Source organism: Rhodococcus sp. W8901 (genome assembly GCF_013348805.1).
In the GTDB taxonomy this organism is placed as follows: domain Bacteria; phylum Actinomycetota; class Actinomycetes; order Mycobacteriales; family Mycobacteriaceae; genus Prescottella.
In genome coordinates this window covers 4,564,785-4,581,327 of the sequence record NZ_CP054690.1, presented here as the reverse complement: position 1 = coordinate 4,581,327, position 16,543 = coordinate 4,564,785, and the positions used below count along the sequence as shown (strand labels likewise).

At 69.4% G+C, this 16,543-nt stretch carries 19 protein-coding genes and 1 pseudogene; 14 read left to right on the top strand and 6 right to left on the bottom strand.

The features are described from left to right. Positions 1-28 precede the first annotated feature (28 nt). Genes HUN07_RS21380 through ccsB form a run of 5 tightly spaced genes read left to right on the top strand, consistent with a single transcriptional unit; the run spans position 29 to position 4,851 of the window. Positions 29-709, top strand: coding sequence for a histidine phosphatase family protein (locus HUN07_RS21380; RefSeq protein ID WP_254622624.1), 681 nt, complete (start codon positions 29-31; stop codon positions 707-709). Next, the gene (locus HUN07_RS21375) at positions 706-1,320 is read left to right on the top strand and encodes a TlpA disulfide reductase family protein (protein WP_174912597.1); all 615 of its coding nucleotides are present in this window, start codon (positions 706-708) and stop codon (positions 1,318-1,320) included. The genes HUN07_RS21380 and HUN07_RS21375 overlap by 4 nt, the downstream gene beginning before the upstream one ends. Beyond that, positions 1,317-2,144, top strand: a complete 828-nt coding sequence (locus HUN07_RS21370) for a cytochrome c biogenesis CcdA family protein (RefSeq protein WP_114718717.1) — start codon at positions 1,317-1,319, stop codon at positions 2,142-2,144. Before HUN07_RS21375 ends, HUN07_RS21370 begins: the two co-directional genes overlap by 4 nt. Next, the gene (gene resB / locus HUN07_RS21365) at positions 2,141-3,886 is read left to right on the top strand and encodes a cytochrome c biogenesis protein ResB (RefSeq protein WP_174912594.1); all 1,746 of its coding nucleotides are present in this window, start codon (positions 2,141-2,143) and stop codon (positions 3,884-3,886) included. Before HUN07_RS21370 ends, resB begins: the two co-directional genes overlap by 4 nt. Then, positions 3,883-4,851 carry a c-type cytochrome biogenesis protein CcsB gene (ccsB, locus tag HUN07_RS21360; RefSeq protein ID WP_114718719.1) on the top strand — a complete coding sequence of 323 codons (969 nt, stop codon included), beginning with the start codon at positions 3,883-3,885 and terminating at the stop codon, positions 4,849-4,851. Before resB ends, ccsB begins: the two co-directional genes overlap by 4 nt. A gap of 238 nt (positions 4,852-5,089) precedes the next feature. Here ccsB and HUN07_RS21355 read toward each other — a convergent pair whose 3' ends face one another. Together HUN07_RS21355 and HUN07_RS21350 are read right to left on the bottom strand one after the other, a co-directional pair. After that, entirely contained in the window at positions 5,090-5,326 is a 237-nt protein-coding gene (locus HUN07_RS21355) for a hypothetical protein (protein ID WP_174912591.1), read from the bottom strand. Positions 5,327-5,395: 69 nt separating this feature from the next. After that, complete coding sequence (locus HUN07_RS21350) at positions 5,396-5,608, bottom strand: BldC family transcriptional regulator (protein ID WP_114718721.1); 213 nt, start codon at positions 5,606-5,608, stop codon at positions 5,396-5,398. Positions 5,609-6,156: 548 nt separating this feature from the next. Between HUN07_RS21350 and HUN07_RS21345 the strand changes: the two genes are divergently transcribed. Then, positions 6,157-6,513, top strand: a complete 357-nt coding sequence (locus tag HUN07_RS21345) for a DUF4229 domain-containing protein (protein ID WP_114718722.1) — start codon at positions 6,157-6,159, stop codon at positions 6,511-6,513. Beyond that, the gene (locus HUN07_RS21340) at positions 6,510-7,601 is read left to right on the top strand and encodes a PLP-dependent cysteine synthase family protein (RefSeq protein ID WP_174912588.1); all 1,092 of its coding nucleotides are present in this window, start codon (positions 6,510-6,512) and stop codon (positions 7,599-7,601) included. Before HUN07_RS21345 ends, HUN07_RS21340 begins: the two co-directional genes overlap by 4 nt. Here HUN07_RS21340 and HUN07_RS21335 read toward each other — a convergent pair. Continuing rightward, positions 7,570-8,118: a GNAT family N-acetyltransferase gene (locus tag HUN07_RS21335; protein ID WP_174912586.1), complete on the bottom strand. Its 549-nt coding sequence runs from the start codon at positions 8,116-8,118 to the stop codon at positions 7,570-7,572. The two genes, HUN07_RS21340 and HUN07_RS21335, sit on opposite strands and share 32 nt — an antisense overlap. Before the next feature lie 3 nt (positions 8,119-8,121). Next, positions 8,122-8,421, bottom strand: a complete 300-nt coding sequence (locus HUN07_RS21330) for a hypothetical protein (protein ID WP_114718725.1) — start codon at positions 8,419-8,421, stop codon at positions 8,122-8,124. Between the two features lie 226 nt (positions 8,422-8,647). Between HUN07_RS21330 and HUN07_RS21325 the strand changes: the two genes are divergently transcribed. The 3 genes and pseudogenes from HUN07_RS21325 (at position 8,648) to HUN07_RS21315 (ending at position 10,713) form a co-directional block, all read left to right on the top strand. Then, a complete protein-coding gene (locus HUN07_RS21325; protein ID WP_114718726.1) occupies positions 8,648-9,487 on the top strand; it encodes an SDR family NAD(P)-dependent oxidoreductase in 840 nt (279 codons plus the stop codon). A 128-nt stretch (positions 9,488-9,615) separates the two neighbouring features. After that, positions 9,616-9,753: pseudogene (locus HUN07_RS27540) on the top strand (LLM class flavin-dependent oxidoreductase); the annotation flags it as partial. A 210-nt stretch (positions 9,754-9,963) separates the two neighbouring features. Next, the gene (locus HUN07_RS21315; protein ID WP_174912584.1) at positions 9,964-10,713 is read left to right on the top strand and encodes a lysophospholipid acyltransferase family protein; all 750 of its coding nucleotides are present in this window, start codon (positions 9,964-9,966) and stop codon (positions 10,711-10,713) included. Here the strand turns inward: HUN07_RS21315 and HUN07_RS21310 are convergent. Continuing rightward, positions 10,692-11,021 carry a succinate dehydrogenase gene (locus HUN07_RS21310; protein ID WP_174912583.1) on the bottom strand — a complete coding sequence of 110 codons (330 nt, stop codon included), beginning with the start codon at positions 11,019-11,021 and terminating at the stop codon, positions 10,692-10,694. The two genes, HUN07_RS21315 and HUN07_RS21310, sit on opposite strands and share 22 nt — an antisense overlap. Before the next feature lie 70 nt (positions 11,022-11,091). Between HUN07_RS21310 and HUN07_RS21305 the strand changes: the two genes are divergently transcribed. From HUN07_RS21305 to HUN07_RS21295, 3 genes are read left to right on the top strand one after another with little or no spacing between them, the layout of a single operon-like run. Then, entirely contained in the window at positions 11,092-11,445 is a 354-nt protein-coding gene (locus HUN07_RS21305) for an inorganic pyrophosphatase (RefSeq protein WP_114718728.1), read from the top strand. Positions 11,446-11,497: 52 nt separating this feature from the next. Next, complete coding sequence (locus HUN07_RS21300; RefSeq protein WP_174912581.1) at positions 11,498-11,878, top strand: phage holin family protein; 381 nt, start codon at positions 11,498-11,500, stop codon at positions 11,876-11,878. 1 nt (position 11,879) lies between these two features. Then, positions 11,880-12,239, top strand: a complete 360-nt coding sequence (locus HUN07_RS21295; protein WP_174912579.1) for a VOC family protein — start codon at positions 11,880-11,882, stop codon at positions 12,237-12,239. An 11-nt stretch (positions 12,240-12,250) separates the two neighbouring features. Here HUN07_RS21295 and HUN07_RS21290 read toward each other — a convergent pair whose 3' ends face one another. Then, entirely contained in the window at positions 12,251-13,120 is an 870-nt protein-coding gene (locus tag HUN07_RS21290) for a 1,4-dihydroxy-2-naphthoate polyprenyltransferase (protein ID WP_174912577.1), read from the bottom strand. A gap of 69 nt (positions 13,121-13,189) precedes the next feature. Here HUN07_RS21290 and HUN07_RS21285 point away from each other — a divergent pair, with 69 nt between their 5' ends. Continuing rightward, complete coding sequence (locus HUN07_RS21285) at positions 13,190-16,540, top strand: BTAD domain-containing putative transcriptional regulator (RefSeq protein ID WP_441346782.1); 3,351 nt, start codon at positions 13,190-13,192, stop codon at positions 16,538-16,540. Positions 16,541-16,543: the final 3 nt, after the last annotated feature.

Sequence of the window (16,543 nt, the reverse complement as noted above, 5' to 3'; positions counted from 1 at the left end):
CTGACCACCGAACGCAGGGACCACCACCGTGACCGACGCCCCGACCGGCGCTGACAACTCCATCGCCGCCGACCACTCCGACACCCGGACCATCGTCCACGTGCTGCGACACGGTGAGGTGCACAACCCCAGCGGCATCCTCTACGGGCGCCTGCCGAACTTCCGGCTGTCGGAGAACGGTGAGTCGCAGGCCCGCGCCGTCGCGTCGGCGCTCGCCGACCACGACATCACGCACGTCGTCGCGTCGCCGCTGCAGCGCGCGCAGGAGACGGCCGGTCCGATCGCGGAGAAGCACGGCCTGCAGATCGCGACCGATGCCAATCTCATCGAGGCGGCCAACGACTTCGAGGGCCTCAAGGTGGCCGTCGGTGACGGCGCGCTGCGCCGCCCCCGGCACTGGTGGAAGCTGCGCGACCCGTTCACACCGTCGTGGGGCGAGCCGTACCTGCAGATCGCGCACCGCATGCTCGCGGCCGTCAACACCGCCCGCGTCGCCGCGGTCGGTCACGAGGCCGTGTGCGTCAGCCACCAGTTGCCGGTGTGGACGCTGCGCCGCTTCCTGCAGGGCGAGCGGCTGTGGCACGACCCCCGGCACCGTCAGTGCGGTCTGGCGTCGTTGACGTCGCTGGTCTACGAGGGCGACACCCTCGTCGACATCGTCTACTCCGAGCCGGCCGGCGCGTCGGATCCGAGGGTGACAGGCGCATGAGGTTTCCGTCCCTGCGGTTGGCGGCCGCGGCATGTTCGCTGGTCGTCGTCGCCGCACTGTCCGGCTGCGCCACCGGTGACGACGCCGTCGCGCAGGGCGGCACGTTCGTGTTCGTCTCGCCGGGCGGCCAGACCGAGCTGTTCTACGACACCCCGTCCGAACGCGGCAAGGCCGGCAACGTCTCGGGTCCGGACCTGATGGTCGACGGCAAGACCACCTCGTTGTCCGACTACGAGGGGCAGGTCGTGGTGCTCAACGTGTGGGGCCAGTGGTGCGGTCCGTGCCGCGGTGAGGCCGACGACCTCGAGAAGGTCTACGAGAACACCAAGGACCAGGGCGTCCAGTTCCTCGGCATCAACGTGCGCGACTACACCAAGGACAAGGCGCAGGACTTCGTGGTCAACAACAACGTGGGCTACCCGTCCATCTACGACCCCGAGATGCGCACGCTGTTCACCCTCGGCAAGAACTACCCGACCAGCGTCGTCCCGACGACCATCGTGCTGGACCGTCAGCACCGGGTCGCCGCCGTCTTCCTCAAGGAACTGCTGGTCGAGGACCTGCAGCCGGTGGTCGAACGGGTCGCCCAGGAACCGCAGGACCAGGGATGACGGCCGACACGGTCGTCCTCGCGAGCGTCGGCGAGAGCTTCCAATCGGCGGCTGCGACCGGCCCCCTGCTGCTCGCGCTCGGCGCGTGCCTGCTCGCGGGTCTGGTGTCGTTCGCGTCGCCGTGTGTGGTCCCGCTCGTCCCCGGCTACCTGTCGTACCTGGCCGGTGTGGTCGGGGCCGACGCGCCCGCCGTCTCGGCCTCCGAGGCGAGCACCCGCACGAAGACGCTGCGGGACGGGCGTCTGCGGGTCGCGGGCGCTGCCGGGCTGTTCGTCGCCGGATTCACGGTCGTGTTCGTGCTGGCCACGGTGTCGGTGTTCGGCGCGATCGAGGCGCTCGCACTCAACCGCCAGGTGCTCCAGCGCGTCGGCGGCGTCGTGACCATCGCGATGGGCCTGGTGTTCATCGGCCTGGTCCCGGCGCTGCAGCGGGACACTCGGATGGCCCCGCGTCGCATCTCGAGCCTCGCGGGGGCTCCGCTGCTCGGTGCGGTCTTCGCGCTCGGCTGGACGCCCTGCCTCGGCCCGACGCTGGCCGGGGTCATCTCGGTCGCCTCCGGCACCGAGGGGGCGACCGCGGTCCGTGGTGTGGCGCTGATCGTCGCGTACTGCCTGGGGCTCGGACTACCGTTCGTGATCGTCGCGCTCGGCTCGGCCCGCGCACTGCGCGGCGTCGGCTGGCTGCGCGAGCACACCCGGACTATTCAGATCATCGGTGGAATCATGTTGGTGGCTGTCGGCCTCGCACTGGTCACCGGCGCGTGGGACCAGTTCGTCGGCTGGGTCCGTGACGCATTTATCTCGGAGGTGACCCTGCCGATATGACGGTTCGAGACACAGTGAACGCCGGCGGTACGCCCGCCGACGCTCCTACACCCCGCCCGCCCCGGCAGTCCGTGCCCGGCCGCATCGTCGCGCTGGGCCGCAACACGTGGCGCGGCCTGACGTCGATGCGGACCGCGCTGGTCCTGTTGTTCCTGCTCGCGCTCGCCGCGATCCCGGGAGCCTTGCTGCCGCAGCGCAGCCTCAACGAGGGCAAGGTCGACGAGTACATCGCGTCCCGGCCCACGCTCGGGCCCATCATGGACAAGCTCGAACTGTTCGACGTGTTCGGCAGTTTCTGGTTCACCGCGATCTACGCGTTGCTGTTCATCTCGCTGGTCGGCTGCATCGTGCCGCGTTGTGTCGAGTACGCGAAGGCGCTGCGTGCGCAGCCCGTCGCGGCGCCGCGCAACCTCGCGCGGCTGCCGCACCACCACATCGAGGCGGTCGACGAGGATCCCGAGGCCGTCGCCGAGCGGGTCCGCAAGCAGCTGCGTGGCTGGCGTGTCATCCAACGGGTCGGGGGTCCGCGTGCCAACCACCCCGACGAGATCACGTTGTCCGCGGAGAAGGGCTTCCTCCGAGAGGCCGGCAACCTCGTCTTCCACCTGTCGCTCGTCGCGCTGCTGATCTCGATCGCCGTCGGCAAGCTGTACTACTACGAGGGAAATCGGATCCTGGTGGCGACAGGGGACGAGAGTTTCTGCACGATCTCGCCCGCGGCCTTCGACTCGTTCCGGGTAGGAGCACAGGTCGACGGCACGGGATTGACGCCCCTGTGTCTCAAGGTCAAGGACTTCACCGCCGACTATCTCGAGAACGGTCAGGCCGAGATGTTCACGTCGAACATCTCGTACCAGGCGGGCGACGATCTGACGTCGAACACGTGGCAGGACGGTCAGCTCAAGGTCAACCACCCGCTGCGTATCGCCGGCGACCGTGTGTACCTGCAGGGCCACGGCTACGCGCCCACGTTCACCGTGACGTTCCCCAACGGGGAGACCCGCACCGAGACGCTGCAGTGGCGCCCGGACGACGCGACGACGTTCCTGTCGAGTGGTGCGATGCGCTTCGACCCGCCCGGCGGCATGTACCCGAACGAGGACGATCGGCGGAAGAACCAGATCGCGATCGAGGGCCTGTTCGCGCCGACCGCACTGTTCCACGGCAACCTGCTGTCGTCGAGTTACCCGGCGATGAACGACCCGGCCGTCGCGATCGACATCTACAAGGGCGACACGGGCCTCGACACCGGCCTCCCGCAGAGCCTGTTCTCGCTCAACAAGGAGTTGATCAACCAGGGCCGGCTCGTCAAGCAGGAACGGGTCAACCTGTTCCCCGGCGAGAGCAAGACCCTCGCCGACGGGACGCAGGTGCGCTTCGACGGCGCGGTCGACTTCGTGAACCTGCAGGTCTCGCACGACCCGGCGCAGCAGTGGGTGCTGGTGTCGGCGCTGGTCATGATGGGCGGCCTGCTGACCTCGCTGGTGATCAGGCGGCGCCGTATCTGGGTCCGGATCTACCCGGCGACCGGCCCGGGAGCGGTCCCCGCCAAGGATGCCGACATCGTGTCGGCTACATTGAGCGAGGGTGAACGACGTACCGTAGTAGAGCTCGGCGGACTTGCCCGGACCGATCAGGCCGGATGGGGCGACGAGTTCGATCGGCTCACCACCCGACTGCTGGGTGACGCCACGTCATCGCGGACAACACGAGCGCGCGACGCGCAGGAGATGAATTCATGACGATCAACGAGACACTCGCTCGCTACAGCGACTGGTCGTTCGAGTCGGCGTTTGCGATCTACGTCCTGGCGACGGTGCTGCTGATCGCGCGCTACGCCTCGATGCGGGCCCGCGTGGTCCAGGAACGCGAACTCGTGGCGGCCGGCGGCGGCACCGTCGCGGCGGGCGAGCAGGTGCCCGGACGCGTCGTCGAACAGTCCGGCAAGACCTGGTCGGAGAAGCTCGGGGGCATGGGTTACGCCCTGCTGGTCGTCGGCGTCGTGCTGCACCTCGCGTCGATCGTGCTGCGCGGGTTCGCCACCGAGCGGTTCCCGCTCGGCAACATGTACGAATTCGTCTCGATGGCGTGTGCCGCCGCGGTCATCGCGGGCATCGTGGCTTTGCGCAAGACCGCGGACCTGTGGGTGTTCCTGCTGGTGCCCGTGCTGATCCTGATGTTCCTCGCGGCGACCGTGCTCTACGCCGACGCGGCCCCGGTCGTTCCCGCGCTGCGCTCGTTCTGGCTGCCGATCCACGTGACGATCATCAGCGTCGGCAGCGGCATCTTCATGGTCTCCGGCATCGCCAGCATCCTGTTCCTGTACCGCATGAAGTTCCCCGGCGGTGAGGAAGGGAACGGCGTATTCGGCAAGATCGCGCAGCGCCTGCCCGACGCCGAGACCCTCGACCGTCTCGCGTACAAGACCACGATCGTCGCCTTCCCGCTGTTCGGCGCCGGCATCATTCTGGGTGCGATCTGGGCCGAGGCGGCATGGGGCCGGTTCTGGGGCTGGGACCCCAAGGAGACGGTCTCGTTCATCGCCTGGGTCATCTACGCGGCGTACCTGCACGCGCGTGCGACGTCGGGCTGGCGGGACACCAAGGCAGCCTGGATCAACGTCGCCGGTTTCGTGGCGATGCTGTTCAACCTCTTCATCATCAACATGGTGGTGTCGGGCCTGCACTCGTACGCCGGCCTGACCTGACCTGGCCCGACCCGGAAGCTCGACCCAGCAACGCGAAACGGTCGCCGTGCACTGCACGGCGACCGTTTTCGGTTCTGCGTCCCACTGGGACGGACGTTCTGCGTTCCCGGGGAACCCAGGTTCCCGGGGACCGGGTCGCTGACTCTGAGGGCTCCGGAGGGGCCTTGGCGGGGCTCCGGAGGGGCCTTGGCGGGGCTCCGGAGCGACTCGAGCAGGTTTCAGCCGGGGCCCGGCCCGGTCAGTTGTCCGGGTCGGTGGGCGAGTCTGTGCCCGGACGGTGGTCCGACTGTCGGCGGTGGTTCTCACGCTCCACCCGCCACAGGAACTCGGGGTCGTCGTCAGGTCCCACTGCTCTGCCCGACCTGCCAACCGGTCTGCCGCCATCTCGAGCGGCGGTGGTGGCGGTCGGACCGAACGCCTTCCAGAACAGGACTGCGAGCGTTATCAGGCCGATGAACGCCAATAGGTAGATCACGGTGCACCTCCTGCTACGAGGGTAGCCGCGTCCGGGTCGTCCGGGTATCTACCTGCCGGACGGTGCGTTCTACGAGTGATGGGCCTCGGTCGTCAGCGACGTCAGGAGCGCCAGCACCTCGGCCTCTCGGAACCTCCGGTGTCCGCCGGGGGTGCGCAGAGATCCGAGCCGGCCGGCGTGCGCCCAACGCGTGACGGTCTTGGGGTCGACGTGGAACAGTGCGGCGACCTGGCCCGGGGTCAGCAGGGCTTCCTTGGCGCCGTTGTAGGTGGGTGCGCTCATCGATCCTCCAACTGTCGGGGCCTACCCGTCGGGGTCGGCCGGGGGATTCGGGACCGGTTCGTTTGTCTACCGGCTCCGACATCGTGGCACCACACCCCCCAGGTACTCGAACGATCTAAAGTTGGTAAAGGGGAGGTAATGGACAAATCGGACTACTCGGGCTGGGGTGTTGTGGGGTGTGCACAGGAATCGGCAATCCCGGTACGAAGGGGGCGGACGGCCCCTAGGGTGGGGCCTGTCTGCTCAGACGCACCGAGGCCGACAGAAGCCGATTACGGGGGCGGAACGCCGAGGTGCCCGGGTGGTTGACCGCCAATCAGTCCCACACCCCCGTCGGCCGTGGCCTGGTCCGGGTCAGGAGGGGGCATGCATGCTCGCCGACGCCATCGGCCCCAACGTCGGAACGAACATCTTCGACGGCGTCTACTGGGCGTTCCAGTAGTGTGCCACCGACAACCTCGGTCCCGGTGTCGTCCCGCTGGTGTTCTGACAGGTTCCGAGGGCGTTCCCGGGGAATCGCGCCACCAGGCGATAGGTAGGCTGGCACCGTGAGTGATGCAGCGCAGAATCGTCCCGAGAAGGCCAGTGAACAGGGCGCCGACGCCGCCCCCACCGTGACGACGGGTCACCTTGTCCGCGACGTCGTCCTCTACTCGGTGGCCCGGCTCGGCCTGGTCGTGATCCTCCTGGCGGTCATCCTCCTCGGCGGGAAGCTGATCGGCGTCGAGGTTCCGTGGATCGTGGCCGCGCTGTTCGCCGTCCTGATCGCGCTGCCGTTGTCGCTGGTGTTGTTCTCGAAGCTGCGCAAGCGGGTCAACGAGGACATCGCCTCGGTCGACGCGCGCCGCCGGGCCGACAAGGCCGACCTGCATGCGAAGCTGCGGGGCGAGGACCGCAAGCAGTGACGACCGTCCTCGACCGTCGCGGTTCCCGCGCCTGGGTCGACAATGCGGTCCGCCTCATCGAGGCCGACGCCCAGCGCAGTGCCGACACCCACCTGCTGCGTTATCCGCTGCCGCCGTCGTGGAACGTGCAGCTGTATCTCAAGGACGAGTCCACGCACATCACCGGCAGCCTCAAGCATCGGCTGGCGCGCTCACTGTTCCTGTACTCGATCTGCAACGGCTGGGTCACCGAGAACACCACGGTGATCGAGGCGTCGTCCGGCTCGACGGCCGTCAGCGAGGCGTACTTCGCGAACCTGCTGGGCCTCGACTTCGTCGCCGTGATGCCCGCGAGCACCAGCCCCGCCAAGATCGCACTGATCGAGGCGCAGGGCGGCCGCTGCCATTTCGTCACCGATCCGTCGCGCATCTACGACGAGTCGCACCGTCTGGCCGCCGAGACCGGCGGGCACTACATGGACCAGTTCACGCACGCCGAGCGTGCGACCGACTGGCGGGGCAACAACAACATCGCCGAGTCGATCTTCACGCAGCTGCAGCAGGAGGATCATCCGATCCCCGAGTGGATCGTGGTGGGCGCCGGCACCGGCGGCACGGGCGCGACCATCGGCCGGTTCCTGCGGTACCGCAAGCTCGACACCGGCCTGTGTGTCGTCGACCCGGAACACTCGGTGTTCTTCGACGCGTGGCGGGCGGGCGATCCGACTGTCACGGGGGAGCGGGGCTCCCGGATCGAGGGCATCGGGCGGCCGCGGGTGGAACCGTCGTTCATCGGTCAGGTCGTCGACCGCATGGTCAAGGTGCCCGACGCCGGCTCCATCGCGGCGATGCGGCACGCGAGCGACACGCTGGGCCGCAAGGTGGGCGGTTCCACCGGAACCAACCTGTGTGGTGCGTTCGGCCTCGTGGGCGAGATGCTCGCGGCCGGCCGCAGCGGCAGCGTCGTGACGCTGCTGTGCGACGGCGGCGAACGCTACTCCGGCACGTACTTCGACGACGCCTGGGTCGCATCCGAGGGGATCGACCTCACCGGTCCCGCGGCGGTGCTCGACGAGTTCACGAAGACCGGGCGCTGGACGGCGTCGTAGGTCCCGGGTCGATCGGCACGTGCCGGGTCATGGCGATCCGGGGCCAACGGTCCAGGCCGCGTTCGGACTCCGCGTCGAGGACGGCACGCAGGCCCGGTCCCAGGTCGTCGTCCGCGATCGCCGTGAATCCGAGGCGCCGGTAGTACGGGCCGTTCCACGGCACGTCGACGAACGTGGTGAGCGTCAGCTCGGGAAGCCCGCGGTCGCGCGCCCACTCGTCGAGGTGATCGATCAGGGCCGCGCCGATGGCGCGCCGGGCGTGGCTCGGGTGCACCGAGATCTGCTCGATGTGCGCGTTGCCGTCGACGACGTCGACGAGGCAGAACGCCACCGGCCGCTGCGCGTGCTCCGCCCACACCCAGAGGCGGCCCTCGGCGAAGTGCGTCTCGAACAGTGCGAGCGGGGGCGGATCGTCGTCGGCGATCGCGTCCATCCCCACGTCGCGGAACGCCGAGCCCGCCGCGACGTCGATCTCCGGGAGATGCGGCAGGTCGGCGGGCTCGGCGAGGCGGATCATCGCTCAGCCCTTGGAGACGACCTGCGACGCGATCGCGGTGCCGGCGGCGACGACACCGACGGACGGCCACGCGCCGATCTTCTTGGCGAGCGGGTGCGAGCCACCGAATGCGCCGACGTAGGTGCCCAGCAGCGCCGCGGCGCGGCCCGCACCGGAGCTCTTGGCCCAGTTGTAGGTGCACACGCCACCGACCGCGGCCAGCACGGCGCCGCCCAGCTGACGGTTCCCGGTCTGCCGCGCGACGGCGTATCCGCCGACCAGTCCGGCTGCGGCGAGAGCGGAGGTGGCGGTCTTGTTCAGCATCGTGGAGTTCTCCCGTTCCGAGTGTGTGTCAGTCGATTCGAGGCTACCGACAGGCTCGCGCGTGCGGACATGAGAACCCTCACGCGTGCCGTTTCTCGTTAACCGGGAAAACGTCTGCGCCTCCATCGACGAGCGACGGATCATGGCTGAATGTCACATGCGTTCAGTCCGACCGAACGCATGTGACATCGGGCCAGGGGTCCGATCCGCAGACCTAGGAGGAACCGTGTCGTCACAGCCTGCACCCACCCGCCCGGCGTTCAGCCCCGGAGCACTGCTCCCGGGTAAGCGCGCGATCGTCACGGGCGGCTCCCACGGGATCGGCGGCGCGATCGCGCGGTCCTTCGCGGCCCACGGCGCGCACGTCCTGGTGGTCGACATCGACGCCGATGCCGCTCGCGCGCTGGAGTTCGACACCGCGGCGGGCGGTGCGATCGACGTCCTCGAGTACGACGTCCTGGACGCCACGGTCCCCGGCGAGATCGTCGAGTTCGCGCCCGACGTCCTGGTGAACAATGCCGGCCACTTCCTGCGTCCGCCGCGTCCCTTCGCGGAGACCGAGCCGGCGTTCTGGTCGGAGATCGGCGGGATCAACCTCGACCACGTCCTGCGGCTCACCCATGCGGTGCTGCCGGGCATGGCCGAGCGCGGCCGGGGCGGCTCGATCATCAGCCTCACGACCGTCGAGGCGCATCGGGCCATCCCCGGGCATTCCGTGTACGCGGCGTACAAGGCAGCCGTCACGCAGTTCAGCCGCAGCCTGGCCGTCGAGGTCGGACGGTCCGGTGTCCGGGTCAACGTGATCGCACCCGACCTGATCGAGTCCGTGCAGGTCCCGTACACCGAGTGGCTGTCGGAGGAGGAGTGGGCGAAGTGGCCGACATGGGCGCCGCTGGGCGGCCCCGGTCAGCCGGACGACGTCGCCGGCGCCGCGTTGTTCCTGGCGTCCGATCTGGGCCGCTACACGACGGGCACCACCGTGCACGTCGACGGCGGCACGTTCGCGGCCGGCGGCTGGTTCCCGAAGCCCGAGGGCGGCTGGACCAACCGTCCGCGCAACCCGTGACCTGCCTTTCATTCTCCGGAAGGTTCATCGTGTCTGTCGACAAGCCCACCCTCGGTCTCGACGTCCCCAACGCAAGACCGAGCGGGTGCGTCTGGGCACCGGGATCGTGATCGCGGCCCTGCGCGGCCCTGCGCGGCGACGCGGTCCTGGCGAGGACCGCCGCGACGCTCGACCTGATCTCGGGTGGGCGTCTCGATCTCGGGGTCGGGACCGGTTGGCAGGAAAGGGAGTACGAGGCGGCCGGACTGGACTTCGCCGACCGGGGACCGTTGCTCGACGACACGCTCGCCGCGTGCCGCACGTTGTGGGCGGGCGGCCCGGCGTCGGTGTCCACGCCGAGCCTGTCGTTCGACGACGCCTAATGCTCGCCGCCTCCGGCGCCGGGGCTCAGCATCCCGATCATGGGCGCAAACCTACGGTCCCGTAGGTTGTGTACCGTGGGATCGGGTGGGGGCATCCGATCGAGAGGCTCGCACATGACCCGGCCCGACGTGACGCTCGAGAACTACGAGGACGTCTACCGCTTCTATCTGGATCATCAGCAGAATCGGCTCGTCGCGAATGCCGCCTACGCTGCGCTCAGCGCACGCTTCCGGCCGCGGACCCGCTACGCGGACGGTGCCCGTCGGCAGTTGCAGGAGTTGCTCGGCAGCGGCACGCGACTGATCGTCGCAGCCAATCACGTGACGGACCGGGACCAGTACACGCTCGCCGCGACCGCGTGGCAGTCGCCGCTGCGCCGCGCGATCGGGCGGACCCGCGTGCTCGCGAAGGACGAACTGTTCGTGGATCCGAAGCTGCGCCGGAAGATCGACATGATGGGGTCGATTCCGGTGTTCCGTGGCAAGGACCACGGGATGCGGGCGGTCGCGGATGCGGGCCGCCGGATGATGGAGATCTCGGCACAGCGACTGCACCGCGGCGACGTGCTCGCGATCTTCCCCGAGGGGACCTGCAACGACGTCGACCCCAGCCGCGTCCAGAAGATCAACAGCGGCATCGGGCACATCGCGGTGAAGGCGCGCAAGCTCGGCTCCGCTCCGGCGCTGCTGAGCCTCGGCATCCGCTACCGTCCCGGCGGCGTGGCCGATGTCTACATCTCGTCCCCGGTTCTCGACCTCCCGACGACACCCATGGACATCACCCGGGTGGTGGCCGCCGACATGCAGGCCGCGGTGGACGGGGCGTTCGACACCGTCGACGGTCAGCGGACTCCGTCGCGGTAGCTCTCGAAACAGCCTTCCGCGAAACGCGTCCGGTCGAGTTCGCCGACCTGGATGACGCCGCCGTCGTACCAGACCTGCATGCCCGCGGACAGTTCCGCGCCCTGCCTGCACCACTGGTGCAACTGCTCGTCCGTCGGGTCGACCGGATTGAACTGCATGTACATCACGGCCTGGTTGGCGCCGTATTGACGACCGGCCGCCACGGAGGCGTCGACACCGAGCGGGAACCGGCCGGCGGCGATGCCGACCACGGCGAGCAAGATCCCCGCGCCGAGGGCCGTCCACCAATTGACTCGGCACACGGGCATGCGCAGATGCTAGTGCGGCAATGCGCGGAATGCCGTCGTTCTCCGGGTTTTTGCGTGGCAGGCTGGCGTCATGGACACGAACATGGCCTCGTTCCTCGCGGCCCTCGACGAGCTGATCCGCCGGGCCACGCTGCGGATCGACCGTCCCCGAGGCAGTGCGCACCCGCGGTTCCCCGAGGTGGTCTATCCCGTCGACTACGGGTTCCTCGAGGACACCGGCGGTGGTGACGCCGAGGGCGTCGACGTGTTTCGCGGCTCGGCCGCCGGCGCCGGACTGGTGGGTGTCGCTCTCACCGCGGATCTGACGAAGCGGGACGTCGAGGTGAAACTGCTGTTGGACTGTTCGGACGACGAGATCGAACTCGTCGAGCACTTCCTGCAAGAGCGTCTGCGCCTCAACGCCGCCGTCATCCGTCGCGCATGAGCGCGCATTCGCCCGTTACGTCCGGCGGTCCGGTTCGTGCCAGCATGTGGACATGACATTTCTGATACGCCTGGTGATCAACGCGGTCGCCATCTGGCTGGCCTCGCAATGGGTCGACGGCATCACGATCGCCGACTCGGGCGAGGGCACCGGAAACGACGTGCTGATCATCCTCGGGATCGCGCTGCTGTTCACGGTCGTGAACGCGTTCGTCAAGCCGATCGTGCAGTTGCTGTCGCTGCCGCTGCTGATCCTCACCCTCGGCCTGTTCACTCTCGTGATCAACGCGCTGATGCTGATGCTCACGTCGTGGATCAGTTCGCAGACCGAGTGGGGCCTGAGCGTCGACGGCTTCTGGACGGCGGTGTGGGGTGCGCTGATCATCTCGCTCGTGAACTTCTTGCTCAGCGCACTGGTTCCGGACAAGAAGTGACATGACGATCCGCCGGGTCGTTCCCGACATCCACGCGAAATCGCTCGACGACAGCCGCGACTTCTATGCCGCGCTGGGCTTCGCCGAGGTGATGAATCAAGGGTGGGTGATGACGATGGCGTCACCGTCGAATCCCACCGCCCAGGTGACGCTGATGGGCGACGACGCGACGGCGCCGGTCCACCCCGACATGAGCGTCGAGGTGGACGATGTGGACGCGGTGTACGAGGCGATGGTCGCGCGCGGCGCGACCATCGTCCATCCGCTGCAGGACGAGGAGTGGGGTGTCCGACGGTTCTTCGTCCGTGATCCGGACGGGAAGGTCGTCAACGTTCTCGGGCACCGTACCGCGACCGACTAGCTGCGTACGGCTCAGCCGAGACCGAGTGCGAGTCCGGTGGCCGTGGCCCACACCAGCATCGACATGCCGGTGACCGCGAGGGCCGGGATCAGTGCGGGTCCCCGGCCACCGGTCCGCACGGGCGCGTTGGCCTTGATCGCGAGCGGAAGCGCGATCAGACCGACGAGCGCCCACGGCGTGCGCGCGACGAGCGCGAGGGTCACCACGAACGGCGCCACCAGCAGCGCCAGGTGCAGGGTGCGGGTGCGGGCGTCCCCCAATTTCACTGCGAGGGTGATCTTCCCGGATTCGGTGTCGGTCGGGATGTCGCGCAGGTTGTTCGCCACCAACACCGCGCTCGAGTACGAGCCGACCGCGATCGCGGCCAGCAGACCCGCCCAGTCGACACGCTCGGCCTGTACGAACTCGGTGCCGAGCACCGCGACCAGACCGAAGAACACGAACACCGCGATCTCGCCGAAACCGCTGTAGCCGTAGGGCTTCTTGCCGCCCGTGTAGAACCAGGCGCCCAGGATGCAGACTGCGCCGATCAGGATCAGCCACCACGCCGAGACCAGGGCGAGGGCGATGCCCGCGACCGCGGCCACCGCGAAACAGCCCATCGCGGCGCCCTTGACCGCACCGGGCGAGGCCAGCCCGGACCCGACGAGGCGCAGCGGGCCCACCCGCTCGTCGTCGGTGCCGCGGATGCCGTCCGAGTAGTCGTTCGCGAAGTTGACGCCGACGATCAACGCCAGCGAGACCACCAGCGCCAGCAGCGCCTTCCACCACACCGCGCCGTCGAGGGACGCCGCCGCGCCGGTACCGGCGAACACCGGAGCGATCGCATTGGGCAGGGTGCGCGGTCGGGCGCCCTCGATCCACTGGGACACAGAAGCCATGCGCCGATCCTTTCACCCTCGTCGAATCGGGTGGCCGCACGGTCGGGTACTCCCATAGGCTTGTCGCCGGTGCAAACCGTGACGAGCGATCCCCAGTCCCCGGCACCCACGGAGCCGCCGGTCGAGGTGGCGCTGTTGGGTGGCGTTGCCACACGCCGAGACGGTGTCCTGATTCCGTTGCCCGGGCCGCGCGCCCGCGCTCTGTTGGTGGCGCTCGCGCGGCGGCCCGGACACAGCCGCAGCGCCGCGGCGCTGGTCGAGGACGTCTGGGGTGACGCCCCGCCGAAGTCCCCGGCCAACGCCCTGCACACACAGATCTCCCGGCTGCGCTCGGCGCTGCCGGACGGGGCGATCGAGGCCGGTCCGGCCGGCTACCGGCTTGCCCTTGCACCGGAACAGGTCGATCTGACGCGCGCGCGTCTGCTCGCGCGGGAAGCGGGACAGCGTCACGCCGACGGGGACCAGCGGGGCGCGCTGGACGCGGTGCGCCGGGCCCGGGCGCTGTGGCGCGGCGAGCCGGGGGCGGACCTGCCCGGCGGCGACCTCGCCGACGACCTGGCGACCGAGGCCGCGTCGCATCGCGGCGCGCTCGACGCGGTGGAACTCGCTGCGCTGCTGGCGTCCGGCGAGTTCGCCGTCGCGCTGCCGATCGCGCGTGCCGCGGCGGGTGCGTCGCCGCTCGACGAGGGCGCGCACGCGCTGCTCATGGAGTGCCTGCACGGCTCGGGTCGATCCAACGAGGCGCTCGAGGTGTTCGCAGGGTTGCGCGGCCGGTTGGCCGATCGCCTGGGCGTGGACCCGTCCGCCCGGCTCGTCGACCTCAATGCCGCCATCCTGCGCGGCGATCGGACCGATCGCGCGGCGCGGAAGGAGTCGGGCGGTGCGGTGGAGACAGCGGAGGCAGCGGAGGCAGCGGGGTTTTCGGAGGCGGCAACCCGGATGCTGCCCAACGTGATCGGGCTCCGCGCCGCGCCCAACCCGCTGCTCGGACGGAAGACCGATCTGGCGGCGCTCGAACTGCTGCTGGCGTCGTCGCGGGTGGTGACCGTCCTGGGGCCCGGTGGCACCGGCAAGACGCGGGTCGCGCACGCGGTGGGGGCCGAGGTCTCGGGCCGGATGCCGGTTGCGCTCGTCGAACTCGCGCCGCTGCGCAGCGGCGAGGACCTGATCGCCGCGATCAGCGGCACCCTCGGTCTGAGCGAGGCCGACCTCACGCCGGGCGCGCTCACCCGCACCCGGATCCACGACGCGCGCCAGCGGTTGCGCGACGCGCTGTCGGCCCGACCGTCGCTGCTGATTCTCGACAACTGCGAGCACCTGATCGACGACGCCGCCGACGCGGTGTCCGACCTGATCGCCGCGAGCCCGCACCTGACGGTCCTCGCGACCAGCCGGTCGCCGATGTCGATCACCGCGGAGGCGGTGTATCCGCTGGCACCGTTGGCGATCGACGACGACGGATCGCCCGCCACCGAACTGTTCCGGGCACGGGCGCTCGCGGTGCGCCCCTCGGTGCGTCTGGACGACGGTGAGGTCGAGCGCCTGTGCCGGACGCTGGACGGGCTGCCGCTCGCGATCGAGCTCGCCGCGGCACGGGTCCGCACACTCAGCGTCGAGGAGATCAACGCCCGACTGGTGGACCGGTTCGCGCTGCTGCGTTCGGGGGACCGGACGTCGCCGGAACGGCACCGCACGCTCCGTGCCGTGATCGACTGGAGTTGGAACCTGCTCGAGGAGCCGGAGCAGGCGGCGTTGCGTCGAATATGCCGATTCCCGGCAGGATTCACGGCCGACGCCGCGGTCGCCGTGGCGCAGTGGGGCGAGGTCGTCGACGTCGCCGATGCACTCGAGGGCCTGGTGAACCAGTCGATGCTGTCGGTGGTCGAACCGCCCGACGGCGCCGATGCCGTGGGGCTTCGGTACCACATGCTCGAGACCGTGCGGGAGTTCGGCGAGGAGCAGTCGGACGGTGACGAGGACGCCGAGGTGCGTCGTCGGACGGTCGAGTGGGCGGAGTGCTTCTCGCGGGAGGTGTTCCACGACTTCATGTCCGGCCGTCAGATCGCGGCGGCGCACCGTGTCGAGGCCGAGCACGACAACCTGCTCGCGGTGCTGCGATATGCGCTGTCGGAGAAGCTCGTTCGCGCCGTCTTCACGATCTTCCCCGTGCTCGGCGGCATGTGGGCCTTTCGCGGCGCGCACTCCGAGGTCTTCGCGTGGGCACCGCGAGTGCTCGAACTCGACGATTCCGGCCTCCCCGCCGAGGACGTACCCGCGGATCACCTCGCGGCGGCGTACGTGCTGGCCGCCGCCCACATGGCGATGGGAGGCAATCTGCGCGTGGTCGCGATTGCCCGCACTCGTCTGCGACGACTGCTCGCCGCCCGCACGGACATCAGCGGGTCGTCGCGGGTGAACGCCACACTGATGTTGGTGCCCGGATCGGGGCGCGGCCTGGCGCGGACGCTCGCGACGGCGGTGCGGTCGACCGACCCGGGGGCGCGCAGCTCCGCGTTGATCGCGCGCGCCAACCTCCGGGAGAACATCGGGGACCTGTTCGGTTCGGAGTCCGACGCACGGCAGGCGCTCGCCCTGGCGGAGGAACTGAACGACAGCTGGGGCCTGGCGATGGTGTGTCAGCACCTCGGCGGCCTGTACTCCCAGTCCGCGCGCTACGGCGAAGCGGTCGAGTTCTACCGGCGGTCCGCCGAAGTCCTGTGGACGATGCACCTGTACGACGAGAGCCTGCAGGTGCGCGGTTTCATGGTGGCTGCTCTCGTCGGTGCCGACCGGATCGCCGACGCGCGCACCGAACTCGCGGCGCTCGTCCCGCTGCACGCGAGCGCGCAGGGCAGCGGCGCGAACAGCGATCACGACACGAACAACCAGGCAGCGTTGTCGGCGAGTACCGCGGAGGCCGATCTGGCCACCGGTGTCGTCGATCGGGGACTGGCCGAATACCGCCGGGCGGCCGAACAGGCCGGCGACCTCGCGGGCGAGCTTCCGGCCGATCCGTTCGAGATCATGGTCGTGTCCGCTGTCGTGGACGCGCACGTACTCGCCGGACGCTCGGAACTTGTCGCAGATCTGGCACTTCGCCTCGAAGCCGTTGCGATGCAGCGCCTCGGTTCCCGCGGATACCCGGATCTACCGCAGACCGGGGCGGTCGCGTGCGCTGTCGGTAGCTTCGCCGTCGCCACCGGCCGCGCCGTCGAACGTGGGGTGCGGTTGCTTGCGCTCGCAGCGAAAGTCAAAGCACGCCAGGACTATCCGTCGATGAGACTGGAAAGACATCTGGAGCTGGCGAAGGATCTGCTCGGTCACGATGCCGTTGCGGCGGCGCTGGCGTCCGTGGAGGGGACGCCGCGCGCCGCCGCGCGTCGCGAGATACTCGGCCTTCTCTCCGAGACGGAGGCGTGAGGC

Coding starts and splice junctions, on each gene's coding strand:
- HUN07_RS21315 (WP_174912584.1), top strand. CDS start 9,964: ATGACCCGGCCCGACGTGACGCTCGAGAACTACGAGGACGTCTACCGC.
- HUN07_RS21300 (WP_174912581.1), top strand. CDS start 11,498: ATGACATTTCTGATACGCCTGGTGATCAACGCGGTCGCCATCTGGCTG.
- HUN07_RS21330 (WP_114718725.1), bottom strand. CDS start 8,421: ATGCTGAACAAGACCGCCACCTCCGCTCTCGCCGCAGCCGGACTGGTC.
- HUN07_RS21335 (WP_174912586.1), bottom strand. CDS start 8,118: ATGATCCGCCTCGCCGAGCCCGCCGACCTGCCGCATCTCCCGGAGATC.
- ccsB (WP_114718719.1), top strand. CDS start 3,883: ATGACGATCAACGAGACACTCGCTCGCTACAGCGACTGGTCGTTCGAG.
- HUN07_RS21370 (WP_114718717.1), top strand. CDS start 1,317: ATGACGGCCGACACGGTCGTCCTCGCGAGCGTCGGCGAGAGCTTCCAA.
- HUN07_RS21350 (WP_114718721.1), bottom strand. CDS start 5,608: ATGAGCGCACCCACCTACAACGGCGCCAAGGAAGCCCTGCTGACCCCG.
- HUN07_RS21310 (WP_174912583.1), bottom strand. CDS start 11,021: ATGCCCGTGTGCCGAGTCAATTGGTGGACGGCCCTCGGCGCGGGGATC.
- resB (WP_174912594.1), top strand. CDS start 2,141: ATGACGGTTCGAGACACAGTGAACGCCGGCGGTACGCCCGCCGACGCT.
- HUN07_RS21375 (WP_174912597.1), top strand. CDS start 706: ATGAGGTTTCCGTCCCTGCGGTTGGCGGCCGCGGCATGTTCGCTGGTC.
- HUN07_RS21305 (WP_114718728.1), top strand. CDS start 11,092: ATGGACACGAACATGGCCTCGTTCCTCGCGGCCCTCGACGAGCTGATC.
- HUN07_RS21290 (WP_174912577.1), bottom strand. CDS start 13,120: ATGGCTTCTGTGTCCCAGTGGATCGAGGGCGCCCGACCGCGCACCCTG.
- HUN07_RS21295 (WP_174912579.1), top strand. CDS start 11,880: ATGACGATCCGCCGGGTCGTTCCCGACATCCACGCGAAATCGCTCGAC.